We start from the raw sequence: 14,308 nt of genomic DNA on the forward strand, positions 1-14,308 counted from the left end.
CGTAGCGTCTTGCAACACGCTGCGCGAACGCAGAAAAGAATTTATGATAGCGATCGCCATCATAAATGTTAAGAAAGATGTAGCTAATGGATAGCCTTCTAGGGGAGAGGTTTTAATTTTTTCTTTTTTCCTGCTAGAGAAGCTTGCTAGGGAATTAAATTTCGCGTTGGCTTTTCCACATCACGTGAAAAGTGATCAAAATCCCCGATTTTTTAGAGAAATCGGTAACCTGAGCCTTCGATTTCCATAAAAATTGGTTAATCTCAGCAATAACTCTTCAACAACGGTAATTAATCCCAACAAACGCTGACCATCTTCCACCTCTCCACTCCTCTGTTTTATTGGCAATAGGGGTATTTACTAGGTATTTTTTCCTACTTTTGGGGTAGTTTTTAGTGAAACAACTACCCTAAAATTACAAAAAATCCTGAAATCTATATAAATTAATGGTTTCATCTATCCACATCAGGCTACAACACCTTAGAATGATTCATTGAAAAGTCGAGCCGATGGGATGTACAGCCGTTTTGAGTAAAAATACTCCCAAAGGATGATTTTTGTATTTCTGCGAACAGAGATTTCAGTACAGATGCATCAGGGTGCATCCGTAAAAAATCTCAAGTAAACCTTCAGGAGTTTGACATGAACAAAGGTGAATTAGTTGATGCCGTAGCTGAAAAAGCTAGTGTTACCAAGAAACAAGCGGATGCAGTCTTAACTGCCGCTTTGGAAACGATTATTGAAGCGGTTTCCTCTGGTGATAAGGTAACGTTGGTAGGATTTGGCTCATTTGAATCACGGGAACGTAAAGCCCGCGAAGGTCGCAACCCGAAAACAAATGAAAAGATGGAAATTCCAGCGACGAGGGTTCCTGCCTTCTCGGCAGGAAAACTGTTTAGAGAAAAGGTAGCACCCCCAAAAGCATAGGTTCTGTCTTCGGGAACCATTTTTTAATGCGGCAACCTGCACACGGGGGAAATTTAGCCTGGGCAGCAGCACTGGCTGGCTGTCCCCCTGATGCTATTCTGGATTTTTCTGCTAGCATCAGCCCGTTGGGGCCTCCAAACAGCGCGATCGCTGCTATCCAGTCCCAAATTGGTAATCTTAAGCACTATCCAGACCCAAACTATAGTGAACTGAGACTAGCTCTCAGTCACTTCCATCAATTGCCTCCTGAGTGGATTCTGCCGGGTAACGGCTCCGCAGAATTACTCACTCTCATAGGCAGGGAATTAGCTGAATTAGCCGCGACAATTTTAATAACTCCAGCCTTTGGCGACTACTACCGAACCCTGAGGGCGTACAACGCTAATGTGCTGGAGTGTCCTTTGTCATTAGTGAGCCAGTGCGGTCTTCTCCCAAGGGGAGACGCCAAGGGCGATGGGGGTTTCCCCCATGAGCAACTGCGAACCCGAAGGGTCACTGGTCATTGGTCATTATTTCTTGACACAGGAGACAGGACAAACGACAAAGGATTATTGCTGAATAATCCCCACAACCCAACCGGAAAAATTTTTTCACGGGACTCTATTTTGCCCTATCTGGAGCAATTTGCTTTGGTTGTGGTAGATGAAGCATTTATGGATTTTGTGCCACCCAATGAGGAACAAAGCCTGATTCCGGTGGTACAGGAATATGCGAATTTAGTAGTATTGCGATCGCTAACCAAATTTTACAGTCTTCCTGGGCTGCGATTAGGATATGCGATCGCACACCCCGACTGCCTAGCTAAATGGCAGCTATGGCGTGACCCCTGGCCCGTAAACACGCTAGCGGCGGCGGCGGCAATTGCGGCACTCCAGGATACGGAGTTTCAGCAGCAAACCTGGGCATGGCTACCACCTGCACGAAACCAACTCTTTCAGGGTTTGGCTGAAATATCAGGATTGCAACCCCAAGTAAGTGCTGCTAACTTTTTACTGGTTAAGTCCCAAGAGTCTACTTCGCAGTTACAGCAACAATTACTCAAGCATCACCAGATTTTAATCCGCGATTGCCTTAGTTTTAAAGAACTAGGCGATCGCTTTTTCCGGGTTGCTATACGTTCCAACTCCGATAACCAACGCTTACTAACAGCGTTAAAAGAGAGTTAGGAGTTATAAGTTATAAGTTAGGAGTTATAAATTTAAGAAGGGTTTTAATTCCTAATTCCTAATTTCTAATTCCTAACTCTTAATTCCTAACTCTTAATTCAAGTGACCGTTGACTACGATGTTGTAATTATTGGCGGCAGTCTTGCTGGATACTACGCTGCCCTTGCTGCAACCCAACTACGTGCCACAGTTGCCCTGGTGGAACCCAAAGTAGACTACGGGTTTACTCATCACCATGCTCTTACCGAAATCGGTAAATTGGCGCAGAAGTTGAATGATGCTGCTAGTTTTGGTATTCATGCCACACACACTGGTACTTCAGAAGAATGCCACATATCTATGGCATGGCAAGAAGCTATGCTGTATTCTCAATGCGTAGCCTCAAATCTCAAAGAACAGCATTCCCCAACCATCCTAGCCGCGCTGGGGGTAGATATCATCGTTGGCAGTGGTCAATTTCAATCTTCATCCCAACTAACTTTTGCCGTTAATAATCGCCTACTACGCGCTCGTACCTATTTGCTAGCCAGTGGTTCATGTCCAGAAATTCCAGAGATTGAGGGATTGCAAAGCACTGGCTACCTAACCCTATCTAATATTTGGCAATCTTTACAGCGAGGGACATTAGCCAAAAATTGGGTAATTATCGGCGGAATTCCCCAAAGCATTGAAATTGCTCAAACTTTAGCCCGGTTTGGTTGCAGTGTGACGCTGGTAGTCAAGCACCCTTATCTTCTACCCAATATTGACCCTGAGATAGCCATATTTCTTCAGGCACAGTTGGAAGTCGAAGGTGTGCGCGTCCTCACCGAAAGACCAGTAACTCAGGTGAGGCTAATTGAGGATAAAAAGTGGGTTCAAGCAGGAGATAAAGCTATTGAAACTGATGAAATTTTAGTAGTGACTGGACAACAGCCGAATATTGAATCTCTAAATTTGGCAACAGTAGGTGTGAAATGGCATCGGCGTAGCTTAGTGGTGAATGATAAACTGCAAACCACTAACCAGCGCATTTACGCTTGTGGTGATGTAATTGGTGGTTACGACTTTGCCAATATCGCTAATTATGAAGCAAAAATTGCCCTGAACAATGCACTCTTTTTCCCCAGGTTACGAGTAGATTATCGCTCTATTCCTTGGGCAATGTTTTCTGTGCCAATGCTGGCGCAAGTAGGTTTGACAGAGGTGCAGGCAAAACGCCTATTTAGTCGAGATGAAGTTTTAGTTTTTCGACAGTATTTTAAAACAGTGGCAGCAGCCCAAATTCGGGATGAAACCACTGGTATGTGTAAATTAATTGTGCTACGTAACGGCGAAATTTTGGGAGCTTCGATATTGGGGGCAGAAGCTGGAGAATTAATTAATTTGATTGCCTTGGCAATGTCCCAAAAAATTAAAGTCAAAGATTTAGCAAATTTATCTCCTGTCTATCCGAGTTTTTCAGAAATTCTGGAACAGACAGCAAGAGAGTGGAGTAAGCAAAAGTTAAATAGCAACATTGCTTTGCAAGAGTTTTTAGAAGGCTTCTTCCATTTCCGCCGCAATTGGAATTTGTAAGTTAGGAGTTAGGAGTTAGGAGAGGTTATTGGGAGTGCCTTAAAAACCCTGCATGACAATCCAAACTACTCCCGCAGCTACTAGAGGCACGCTGAGGTTATCTGTGCCGTGGGGCGAGACTGCCTCTGCTAGGGTTGCAAAAGTGGCAGTTATCACCGCCGTCAACAAGGCCCATCCTAAACCTAAAGGCATTGCTAGGGGACTCAGCGACGAACCAGGTAGCAGCAACAGCACTAAGAAAATCACCACTGTACTCGTTACAAACATTGCTGCCGAACCTTCCCAGGATCGCACAGAATTTCCCACTTGGTATTTATGCTGTCCAAAGCGTCTACCAATTAATGCTGCTAGTGCATCCCCCCAAGTCATTGCCATTACCCCAGCTACGGCGATTGGGACACTATCTACTGGCCCGTCTGGTCGCCACAGTAGCCCGAACAGCAGCGTTACCGAGATAGCGAAATAAACTGTGCCGGGTGAGCTATCCTGGGTATCCATTGCGCCGATGATTCGGTAGCGGTAAAACAGGTAGTTGAGTCCGATAAAGGTAGCAAATGGTATAATTCCGATTTCCCAGTGTTTAAACAGTAGCAGGATGCCGAAAACCCACATCCCTGCACCAATATGGATTACTTTGCGGGTCAAATCTGGCTTTACACCCAACAGCTTACGCAGTCCCTCGCCAATGACAAGCAGACCGATAGCGTAAACATAAGAAATTGCTAGCCCGATAAAATCATTGTTGGTCATTAGTTATTAGTCATTGGTCATTGGTCATTGGTTATTAGTCATTCTTCCCTTGTGCCTTCTACTCCCTTGCTTATTCATTTAGTCCGATCGCTATTTCGTCTAAAGTTCTTTTCTATTAACGAAACACTACCAATACCTTGAAGAATACCACGACCGATTAAACCTAAACCTCGACCAATTATTTGGGTGAGAATGAAGACTATACCGCTACCTACAAAAGCTAATATTGATTTTAAACGCGGTGCGATCGCATCACTAAATTCTAAAAATAATGTCACTACTAAAGGAATATTAGAAAGTTTGCCTAACTCCTGATTTCGAGGTGCATAAACTGAAGTATTGGCAATACCACGAGGCGCAATTACAAATAGATCATAGCGACTTTCAAAAACTGCTTTTGGCTCATTTATATAATTTTTTAACCGATATTTCCATGATAAATCGTTTCTAAACCGTTCAATTTCTCTTGTAGAAATAAATTGGCGACTATATAACTTTTGCTTAATCGCTTCCACATCTGCTAAAGAGTTGAGTAGTGGCTGCACTACGCCATTCGCTACCTGAATCAACAAGTTCTCTAAAATCATTAATGCTTGGGACTTGGCTTCATTGCTCACTGCTGGATAAGAACCATTATCAATATACAATTCTGTTTGAAATAGTAGATAAGAATACAACTCAAAAACTAGCGGGATTTTATTGAGAATATCTGCCTGCACAATTTCTGTGTTTTGTAGTAATAAATTAACAATTTCTATATTTTGTTTCCCTATTTGAATTCGAGAAAATTTCCCAAAAAAATCTGTAATTGCTGCTTGCCATAAATCGCGTAACAAGGTACTTTTTACCTCATATAATTGATTCATCTCGATTTGAGAAGCACGCAGTTCATCCAACTGTTGAGCCAATTTTTGCAGGATCAGATAAAGTAATTCCCGTTTTCTCTCTTCACGAAAGATGTCAATTTCTAAAGGGACATCTGTGACATTTTGTAAAGGAAATTGAAGTTTGGTAATGCAAGACGCAAACAAGGCAGATTGTAGCGCTCCTGGACTAAGCAAAGGTGACACAGTTTGCCTTTGTTGAATGGCACTACTCAACGAAGGAGGCAGAGGCGGCTTATCAGCAACCGGAATATGTTCCTCTTGCCGTTCTTGTGGTGAAACCAACAACCGATTTAGCAACCAACGAGCCGCTAGCAGTTCTCGCCGCTGTCCAGCTAGAATTGCTCGATCTAATACTGGTAGTCCCGGAACTTGTAATTGTGCTGTTACTGCGGCGAGGGTAGCTTCAATGTGAGCAATTCCTGACAAACGTAAATTATTTCGCAGTCTAGAAAAAGGGAGTGGGGAGTGGGGAGAGATGCGATTAATCGCGTCTGTACTAGGGAGTGAGGAGTAAGGAGTTGTGATTGCTTCCGTCTCCCGAAACCAATAGGAACTACCATCGGCAACTTCTTGCATGGCGGCGACTAACTCAGCAAGTGGTGTGCCTTTGGGGCAGTAGCCATTTACACCAATAGATTTTGCAGCCAATAGTAGTCCTTGTTCTTGGACAGAACTGAGAAGCAAAATTGGCAGGTTGGGATATAAGGCTTTGAGTTGCCGACAGAATTGTAAACCTAACTGCTGACTGGTAGTGGAGCAACCATTACCTAGTTCCAAAACCACCAGATTTACCTGATTAGGGTCTTCTTGGGCAATTTCTGCTAAAATCTGCAAGGCAGCGGTATCACTTTCTACCACTGCTATTACTTCCAGGTTAGGAATTGCTTCTAGAGCTACCCGTAATCCCAGACGAAAAATCGGGTCTTGGTCGATTAACAATAATTTTAGAAGGCGATCGCTCATAGTCTACTCAATTACACAAGCAATATTTTTAGCAATTAGAAAACAGCTTTGATACAAAACTTTGTCTTCCCCATTGTTACCTGTTTTCGCAAACGGATAAATCGATCATAATTGCCATAGGCAGCCGTCACTGTGTAATTAAATGAACTTGAGTATTCGGCACTGGTTGGCAGAACGCTATATCGCAATCAATCAAATCAAAGGATTTTCAGCGGGGCAATTGGCAGGTATTGCCTATCGGATTGTTCAGGATATGGAAGTCAAAAGCCTCATGCCTTTTGACATCTGTACCTTAGTAGAGGTCTTAGAACTACCCTTAGGTCTTGTTTGGCAAGAAATCAGTGCTATTTCCCAGTTGACAGAAAACTTGTTGCGTAGCCTCAGCCAAAAAAAACCATTAAAACGTAACGAAGGCACATGGCTAGCGTTTCAAATTGCCTATCTCCAGGCTTTGCAAGCAATTCTAGAGCAGGAAGCAAGCTTACAAAGACCGTGGCTAGACCGGGCAAGTATACCTATCCAAGCACAAATACTTAAACAGGATGTAGGTAAACTTATCCTCCAAGACCCGCAACTGCAAGGATTGCTGAAAACTCTCAGCCCAGGTAAATTGACTGACACCCAAGCTGAACAAGCACTATCTTTGGTTGCAGATTCATTACTGGTGCAACAAATAAACAACGCTGCCATAGCTTGGTTAGTTGCCAATGGCGCAGAGGAACCTGAAGCTAAACTTCTAACACAGCGTTTAATCAACTCACTTCCTGGGCACTTACTGGTAGTCGTTACCGAAAATGCCGCACCTCTAGCCCAACTGCAAAAATTTTTCCGTTTGGGGATTTCATTATCTCCCAATTTGATCGCCCCAGAAGTTGGTTCTACAGTCAGTGAGAAAATTGATTTGCAGCGAGAACATTACCGTGCAAGTTTGATTAAAAACCTCAGTATGCCTTTGCTCATGGAATCCTTTGCCCTTAAGGATATCTATGTACCACAAAAAGGCTTACCAATAGAGGCAATTATTTCTGAGCAGGATAATAAAATTGTTAAACCAGTTGATTTAAAAACATGGGCCCAGCAACAGCTAGCTGATTTAGAAACGATCGCTGTTATTGAGTCGGAACCTGGTTATGGAAAAACGAGTTTTTGCCAACTTTGGGCAGCACAGGTAGCACAAGAATCTTACCCTACTTGGATGCCTATAGTAATTAAATTACAAGATGTAAAATATGGCAAAACTTTCATCGAAACGCTAAATTCTGCCTTTCCTATTAATCTTTCAACTTGGTTAGAGCAAGAAAATCTTCCTTGTCTGTTGCTGCTGGATGGTTTGGATGAACTACCCCCTTCTAGTCAGGGTATAAGGGCACAAGCAATTTTTATTCAGCAATTACTGAACTTTCATTCTCAGTACCGACACAAAATTTTGTTAACGAGTCGATCAACAACACTAGAGAAAATCGCCCCAGAGATACCCCTGCCATTGAAGCGAATTATCATTCAGCCGTTGGATGTGGAGGAACTCAAACAATGGTTTCAGCAATGGGCAAAAGTGCAATCATTGGCGATCGCTCAAAATTTCTTTACATTCTTAAAACAGACAGGGTTATTTGCCAGCCAATCAAAGTTAAGAGAATTATCTCCTCTTGTTCGTCAACCCCTAATGCTGCATTTGTTGGGCATTTTGCACCGCGACGGACTGCTAGATGATGAAGTATTACAATTAGCTGCTAATACCCCAAAGCCTTCTCTGTTATGGGAAATTTATCATCGCCTGAGTCGATGGTTGTTGGGTTATCCGCTAATTGGTGGGATCAAAACGATGCTCCTGCGTTCAGGATCGGCTCATATCCACCGAACTCCAGAAGCGATCGCTAATTTACTCGCTGGTGATCATCCCCAAGATTTAATTGAGCAGATGCAAGCGATCGCTCTGAAAATCTTACACTCCCAACGTCATCAAATTAATTTGCCTGAGGAAGTAAATACAAATAATTTACCAGCTTTTTATTTTAAAATTCAGGGTTCGGATACCTCACGTACTGCTTGGCTGTGCGTTGCAGGAATTTCCCCCGTTGTAGCGACTGCCGCGCAGAGGAGTTTAATTGAGTTTTCGCATGTCAAGTTAGGAGAATATCTTTGTGCTGAGGCTGTGGCTGCTGAGTTGAAATTGCTGACTCAGTGCCAAGATGAGGTTTATGGCACGCTCACCTTTGTGCTTGATCCCAGTAGCTTTGCCCAGCGTATCTACAATTTACTGGGTTACGGGATACTTAGCCAGGAAATTGAGGAACTGGCGATCGCAATTTTGCGCCGGGAGCAAAAGCACAAGTTTCCTTTTGAAGTTTTGTTCCAACGGCTTTTGTCTTTCTGGCGTGCTTACTGTCAAGGCTATTGGGTGGATGAAGGGATAGCTCACAAAGCTTTGACTCATTTCCACGCACTGCAAAACCCGGTGAATGTTGAGCAAGTGAATGCTGCGGTGGGACTGAATGTGTTTTTATTGCTTTGTGCTTGCTACCGAGAAACAAAAATCCCTTTTTGGCCTTGTGGGAATCCAGCTAATTTGGCAGAATTCAATCCAGAGGCCTTAAGTGCGCTGATTGCTAGAACAACCCTTTTGCATAAAAGTGCCTTCGCAACCCGAATCAACTCTCTGGCTGGACTAAATTTATCGGGAGCCTCTTTGTTACAAGTGATGTTAACTGGGGTAAATCTTGAGCAGACAAACTTATCCAATGCGGAGTTAATGGGGGCAAATTTAGCTGGAGCCAACCTTCAACAAGCAAACCTCGCCGGTGCAAATCTTCAACAGGCAAACCTCGCAGGCGCAAATCTCCAACAGGCAAACCTGACAGGCGCAAACCTGCAACAGGCTAATCTTATGGGGACGAATCTTAATTCAGCGAATCTCACCAACGCCTGCTTATTTGATGCCATCCTTACTGAGGCGGATAAAAAATTGGCCGCTGATAATGGTGCCTTGTTCTCCAAAGAATCGTTTCAAAGACTGAAACATTTGCGCTCGCAGCAACCCTTCTTAAATACCGTCCAAATTCCGACAAACCCAGATAATAATTGGAACAAACTCCCTGCGATCGGACTAATTGAAAGCTGCGAAGGCACAATTGTACCAGTAGATTTATATGATGATGATGCCGATGATGAGACAGTTTTTGGCAAGAACTCTATTGATGAGACTAATTATTATTAGTTTTTATTAGCTAGGGAAGCCGTCAATTTTAGATTTTGGATTGAAGGAAAAATCTAAAATTGAATGACTCCTAACTACCATCAGCTTTCTTGCGGGTTGCGGTAACCAACAAAGTTAATACTATAGTCAGTAATCCGCACTCCTGTTTCTTCTTCAATTTTGCGGATCAAATCTTCTGGTAGTTCCACATGAACATCAAGAATTTGATTTGTATCCACACAGTTTATATGACTGTGAGAGTCACTGATATTACCGTACAAACGCCCATCACAGCGTTCAATACATTCAATGATGCCCTGACTGGATAATGCTTCTAAATTTTGATAAACAGAAGTATGACCGATCTCTTTACCTAGTTGGTTCAAGCGATCGTAAATCTCTCTAGCAGAAAGATGTTCATTTGCTTGCCAAAGTAATTCCAGAATAAAGCGACGCTGACGACTGACGCGCATACCCAGGATTTGACACCGATCCAGCGCATCTTCTAGAGAACGAATTGGTTTTGGAGAAATTGTTTGTTTTTGCATATTACAGCTTGTTAACTGTTGGGGGGAATTTTCCCATTTAAATGTTTATTGGTTATTTAATATATGCAATAATATTGCACACCGCTGTTCTACCTGTACTTGTGTTTTGGCTTTTGATGCTGCAAAAGACAGGTGGCGATAATTATTTTTTTTGCTTGTTGACGGCTACTTTCTCAGACCTTAATCTAAAACAAACTCATTACAACTTTAACTTAAAATTGCTGTAAATGTCCACCTTGGGGCAGGCGTTGCCTTTCCCAAGTAGGCTGATTCTATGTAAGTCGTGTAGTAATTTATTAGTTAAATGTGAGTATTTTAGCAATTAGTAAAGAAACATTTAAGTGGAGGAAAATTTGGTGTAAGTGAGTGGTGTAGGCTAGGAAGAACCGCAGGCATCACCAGAGGCTGATATCAATGCTAGCCATTAGATATATATTTGTGATAACCAGCGAAAACTAAGCAAAAGTATTAAATCAATTTGAGAAGGTCAGATTTGTGTATAAATCTTGTATAGTTTGACCAATTCTCCACAAAAAAGTATTAGTAAATACCAATTGATTTATAAAGATCAATGTAGCGTCAATCCCTGAAAGCTGCTACTGTATATTCTCGATCCTACAGTTGAGCATCAAGAAAGTGGCTGCTGAATCAATGACAATTGCGATCGCACTCAATAATGACTTCATTAACAATCTGGATCTGTCGCCTGCGTCAACCGTAATTGAACAACTGCTGCAAGATGGGGTCGCGTCCCATGAACAGCAGCTACGCTTTGATCTCAATTACGATCTCGAACCTGGCGATCCACGGGAACTTTCAGAAATTCCAGAGGTGCGACTGTGGTTTGTGCGCCTAGATGCCAAATACCCTTGGTTACCATTTTTACTAGATTGGAAAGCTGGAGAATTTGCTCGTTATGCCGCCATGCTTGTACCACACCAGTTCAGTTCCCAAGAAGGCATTCAGTACAATCCTGAAGCCTTAGAAATATTTTTGATGCACAAAATCTTTATTTTGGGTGATTGGCTTAAACAGCAAGATATCCCCAGTCTCTCACGGCTGAAGTCTATGGCCCAAATGCTGGGTTATGAATTAGATGATGCTTTTTTTGAGATATTTTAACTCGGTGAAGAAAAAGGAACTAGGCTAAAACCCTTATGCCTATTGCCTAGCCCAGGCGCGATCGCAAGTAAGCACAAAGCATTGCTAGAGAGAAATCTGGTTTTTAATACTGAATAACCGCAAAATCTAGCTGTCACGTCCAGGTTTTGCGGTCATTCAACAAACGCATAACTACATTTGGATATCCAATAGACTTATCGCAGAAGTCGGGACAAACTGCCCTTTAGCCACCCCAAATTTTCTCCAAAACGGCGTTTGGTGAAACATCCGCCGTCTTTCCCGTGGGAGATGCAATGGCCAGGAATTTATCGTTTTTCGGCAACAACTTAGCTGGATTAGTGGGCCCAAATAAGGCGATGGTATAGGTTTGGACTGCAACACTCAGTTGTAGTGCCGCACTATCAGTAGACAACATCAAATTTGCCCCGGCAATCATAGCAGTTAACTTGCCAATATCATCAGGGGCAGTCACCTTGATATCTGGAGAAGACCCCAGAAGCGATCGCACAAACTGCTCATCATCAGTTCCCTTAACGACCACCACAGGCATATCCGGCTGCTTGTCTTGGAAGCCTTGAATAATTTGATGCCAACTTTCGACAGGGTAGATTTTATCCAGTTCTTTAGCCTGGGATAACTGGCCAAAACCGCCATGAATCAAGATATAGCCTGTTTCATTCACCCCTAAGCGTTTTTGTTCCTTTTGTGCCCACTCAATATCTGGTTTTGGCACATTTACCGCTAACTCTGGGACAGGACTATTTATTTCCAATGGTTGCAGCAAATCGTGATATACTGCCGCCGCATACTGGGATGGTTTGAATGGCACAGCGTGGGTCAGAAAAACCGAACCTTTGCCTTTGTAGCCAATACGTATGGGAATTCCCGTCAACCAAAGTAAAAGACCAAGCAACCAAATTTGCTTAACAGCAATGACGACATCGTATTCGCGATCGCGAATTGTCCCCACCAAGTTACCCCAATCTGCCAGACTATTACGGTCTTGAAAATCAAAGGTCAGTACCTCGTGAACTGACTTGCTCACTCGGTAGGCAGCCTTTGACCGGGGTTCAACAACGACATCTATCTGAGCGTTAGGGTAATGGCGCTTCAGGTCATCTAGAGTCGGAAAGAAGAGAATTTGGTCGCCAATTCCGCCAGGTACAAGGGCTACTACTCGCATAATATTTATTGACGCTTACTCGCTCCCTATTTTAGGGGAAAATATATAGCTTAAAGATTGAGGAATTCTGTGTATTTACTAATTCCAGCTGCGGGAATCGGAAAAAGAATGGGGAGTAACCGTAATAAACTCCTTCTAAAAGTGCGATCGCAACCAATTATTGCTTGGACTCTATTAGCCGCAGAAGCCGCTAATACAATCAGTTGGATTGGGATTATTTCTCAGCCTACTGATTGGCCAGACTTCAACGCAATTATCGCCGATCTGAAGCTGACTAAACCAGTGGAATTGATACAAGGCGGTTCCACCCGCCAAGAATCTGTTTACAATGGTTTGCAGTCCCTGCCAGTAGCCGCAGAACAAGTTTTGATTCATGATGGGGCTAGATGCCTAGCCACACCAGATTTATTTAACTCTTGTGCCCAAGCCATTCGTCACTGTCCCGGTTTAATTGCTGGTGTATCGGTCAAAGACACTATCAAAGTTGTCGATGAACAAGGCATAATTCAAGAAACACCCGACAGACGAAAATTGTGGGCAGCACAAACTCCCCAAGGATTTGATGTCAAGTTGTTGAAACAGTGCCACGCTGAAGGTGTCCGTCAAGGTTGGGAAGTAACTGACGATGCCGCTTTGTTTGAAAAGTGCGGTATTGAAGTCCGAATTGTCGAGGGAGAGGAGACAAATTTAAAAGTCACTACTCCACAAGATTTAGCGATCGCAGAATTTATTCTCACAACTAGAGGCTTTTGAGGAAAATGATTCCCCAATGCCCCATCTCCAATTTCAGAGTTTCAAACAATATTTTGACAATTTACGATATAATGCCACACACTTGTTGATTGTTAGTTGTCATGTACTAATGACCAATGACTAATAACCAATGACTAGTAACTAAATGATTACAGCCACAGCGACGAAGATAGAAGCAATTCTCTATTTAAAAGGTAAACCCTTGTCGCTCGGCGAAATCGCCGAGTATGCCGCGTGCGATCGCGCCACTGTCAAAGAAGGCATAATTGAACTAATGGACAACTATGCCCACCGAGATAGCGCCCTAGAGGTAGTAGAAACTCCAGATGGTTACAGTTTGCAACTCCGGTCTGATTTTCATGATTTGGTGCAAACGATGATACCAGTAGAATTGGGTGTAGGTGCATTGCGGACTTTAGCCGCGATCGCCCTTAATAGTCCCATACTTCAGAGCGACTTGATTAACTTACGCGGTTCAGGAGTATATCAACACGTTCCTGAACTCGTCGAACTTGGTTTCATCCGAAAGCGTCGAGACAGCGATTCTCGCTCTTATTCACTGCAAGTAACCCCGAAGTTTCATCAGTATTTCCAAATAGAACAACTCCCGCAAATACTTGCTACCAGCCAAAAGGAAGAACAACTAGAACTAGAACTAGAACCAAAATAATGTCCCCTCCTTTTCACGGCTTATACCCGTGGTGAATGCGCTACCCTTGTACTATGGTTTAAAGTAGAGTTAGCAATTAAGCTAAATAAAACTGCCAATGGTGTTTAATCCTGACTTTTTGAATGACAACTCTGAGGAACACCCTAATCAACTTCTTTCCGACCACTCTGAGGAATACCCTAATCAGTTACTCAAATATCTACAACATCAGTCTCCTGATGTTTTAGCTAGGATTGCTCAGTCCGCCAGCCCCGAAATTAAACAAATTATCTCGCAAAATGTCCAAGGGCTAGTGGGAATGCTCCCGGCAGAAAATTTCAACGTGCAAATCACAACAGATCGGGAGAACTTAGCTGGGCTTCTAGCTTCGGCCATGATGACGGGGTATTTTCTGCGCCAGATGGAACAAAGAATGCAGTTAGAGCATTTGTCTAATGGTCAATAATCAATAGTCAGTAGTCAAATATTCTGGGACTATTGACCAAATAATTCGTAATTCGTAATTCGTAATTCGTAATTCGTAATTCGTAATTCGTAATTCGTAATTCGTAATTCGTAATTCGTAATTCGTAATTCGTAATTCGTAATT

At 42.9% G+C, this 14,308-nt stretch carries 12 protein-coding genes; 8 read left to right on the top strand and 4 right to left on the bottom strand.

Annotation, left to right across the window (positions count from 1 at the left end; translation table 11 throughout):
- The first annotated feature begins 642 nt into the window (after positions 1-642).
- The 3 genes from F8R90_RS24165 to F8R90_RS24175 all read left to right on the top strand — a co-directional run bounded on the left by F8R90_RS24165 (position 643) and on the right by F8R90_RS24175 (position 3,650).
- Entirely contained in the window at positions 643-927 is a 285-nt protein-coding gene (locus F8R90_RS24165) for an HU family DNA-binding protein (protein ID WP_010998076.1), read from the top strand.
- A 26-nt stretch (positions 928-953) separates the two neighbouring features.
- Positions 954-2,093, top strand: coding sequence for a threonine-phosphate decarboxylase CobD (cobD, locus tag F8R90_RS24170; RefSeq protein ID WP_196512795.1), 1,140 nt, complete (start codon positions 954-956; stop codon positions 2,091-2,093).
- A 102-nt stretch (positions 2,094-2,195) separates the two neighbouring features.
- A complete protein-coding gene (locus F8R90_RS24175; protein ID WP_196512796.1) occupies positions 2,196-3,650 on the top strand; it encodes a dihydrolipoyl dehydrogenase family protein in 1,455 nt (484 codons plus the stop codon).
- A 39-nt stretch (positions 3,651-3,689) separates the two neighbouring features.
- Here the strand turns inward: F8R90_RS24175 and F8R90_RS24180 are convergent, their stop codons facing one another.
- Positions 3,690-4,400 carry a diacylglycerol/polyprenol kinase family protein gene (locus F8R90_RS24180; RefSeq protein ID WP_196512797.1) on the bottom strand — a complete coding sequence of 237 codons (711 nt, stop codon included), beginning with the start codon at positions 4,398-4,400 and terminating at the stop codon, positions 3,690-3,692.
- Between the two features lie 74 nt (positions 4,401-4,474).
- Positions 4,475-6,250 (bottom strand): DUF3685 domain-containing protein, encoded by a 1,776-nt coding sequence (locus tag F8R90_RS24185; protein WP_196512798.1) that lies wholly within the window; start codon positions 6,248-6,250, stop codon positions 4,475-4,477.
- A gap of 142 nt (positions 6,251-6,392) precedes the next feature.
- On the opposite strand from F8R90_RS24185, the gene F8R90_RS24190 reads away from it, so the two are divergent.
- Positions 6,393-9,464: a pentapeptide repeat-containing protein gene (locus tag F8R90_RS24190; RefSeq protein WP_196512799.1), complete on the top strand. Its 3,072-nt coding sequence runs from the start codon at positions 6,393-6,395 to the stop codon at positions 9,462-9,464.
- A gap of 80 nt (positions 9,465-9,544) precedes the next feature.
- Here F8R90_RS24190 and F8R90_RS24195 read toward each other — a convergent pair whose 3' ends face one another.
- Complete coding sequence (locus tag F8R90_RS24195) at positions 9,545-9,991, bottom strand: Fur family transcriptional regulator (protein ID WP_190899382.1); 447 nt, start codon at positions 9,989-9,991, stop codon at positions 9,545-9,547.
- Positions 9,992-10,642: 651 nt separating this feature from the next.
- Between F8R90_RS24195 and F8R90_RS24200 the strand changes: the two genes are divergently transcribed.
- Positions 10,643-11,113, top strand: a complete 471-nt coding sequence (locus F8R90_RS24200) for a CRR6 family NdhI maturation factor (protein WP_196512812.1) — start codon at positions 10,643-10,645, stop codon at positions 11,111-11,113.
- Positions 11,114-11,336: 223 nt separating this feature from the next.
- Here F8R90_RS24200 and F8R90_RS24205 read toward each other — a convergent pair whose 3' ends face one another.
- Positions 11,337-12,296, bottom strand: a complete 960-nt coding sequence (locus F8R90_RS24205; RefSeq protein WP_196512800.1) for a glycosyltransferase family 9 protein — start codon at positions 12,294-12,296, stop codon at positions 11,337-11,339.
- 69 nt (positions 12,297-12,365) lie between these two features.
- Between F8R90_RS24205 and ispD the strand changes: the two genes are divergently transcribed.
- The 3 genes from ispD to F8R90_RS24220 all read left to right on the top strand — a co-directional run bounded on the left by ispD (position 12,366) and on the right by F8R90_RS24220 (position 14,164).
- Positions 12,366-13,049 (top strand): 2-C-methyl-D-erythritol 4-phosphate cytidylyltransferase, encoded by a 684-nt coding sequence (ispD, locus tag F8R90_RS24210; RefSeq protein WP_190899368.1) that lies wholly within the window; start codon positions 12,366-12,368, stop codon positions 13,047-13,049.
- Positions 13,050-13,194: 145 nt separating this feature from the next.
- On the top strand, positions 13,195-13,719 hold the full coding sequence (scpB, locus tag F8R90_RS24215; protein WP_196512801.1) for an SMC-Scp complex subunit ScpB: 525 nt from the start codon (positions 13,195-13,197) through the stop codon (positions 13,717-13,719).
- Between the two features lie 97 nt (positions 13,720-13,816).
- Entirely contained in the window at positions 13,817-14,164 is a 348-nt protein-coding gene (locus F8R90_RS24220) for a DUF760 domain-containing protein (RefSeq protein WP_104908394.1), read from the top strand.
- Positions 14,165-14,308: the final 144 nt, after the last annotated feature.

The organism is Nostoc sp. NZL, from assembly GCF_015714705.1.
GTDB classification, from domain to species: Bacteria; Cyanobacteriota; Cyanobacteriia; order Cyanobacteriales; family Nostocaceae; genus Nostoc; species Nostoc foliaceum_A.

Coding starts and splice junctions, on each gene's coding strand:
- F8R90_RS24220 (WP_104908394.1), top strand. CDS start 13,817: ATGGTGTTTAATCCTGACTTTTTGAATGACAACTCTGAGGAACACCCT.
- scpB (WP_196512801.1), top strand. CDS start 13,195: ATGATTACAGCCACAGCGACGAAGATAGAAGCAATTCTCTATTTAAAA.
- F8R90_RS24185 (WP_196512798.1), bottom strand. CDS start 6,250: ATGAGCGATCGCCTTCTAAAATTATTGTTAATCGACCAAGACCCGATT.
- F8R90_RS24190 (WP_196512799.1), top strand. CDS start 6,393: ATGAACTTGAGTATTCGGCACTGGTTGGCAGAACGCTATATCGCAATC.
- F8R90_RS24165 (WP_010998076.1), top strand. CDS start 643: ATGAACAAAGGTGAATTAGTTGATGCCGTAGCTGAAAAAGCTAGTGTT.
- cobD (WP_196512795.1), top strand. CDS start 954: ATGCGGCAACCTGCACACGGGGGAAATTTAGCCTGGGCAGCAGCACTG.
- F8R90_RS24200 (WP_196512812.1), top strand. CDS start 10,643: ATGACAATTGCGATCGCACTCAATAATGACTTCATTAACAATCTGGAT.
- F8R90_RS24180 (WP_196512797.1), bottom strand. CDS start 4,400: ATGACCAACAATGATTTTATCGGGCTAGCAATTTCTTATGTTTACGCT.
- F8R90_RS24195 (WP_190899382.1), bottom strand. CDS start 9,991: ATGCAAAAACAAACAATTTCTCCAAAACCAATTCGTTCTCTAGAAGAT.
- F8R90_RS24205 (WP_196512800.1), bottom strand. CDS start 12,296: ATGCGAGTAGTAGCCCTTGTACCTGGCGGAATTGGCGACCAAATTCTC.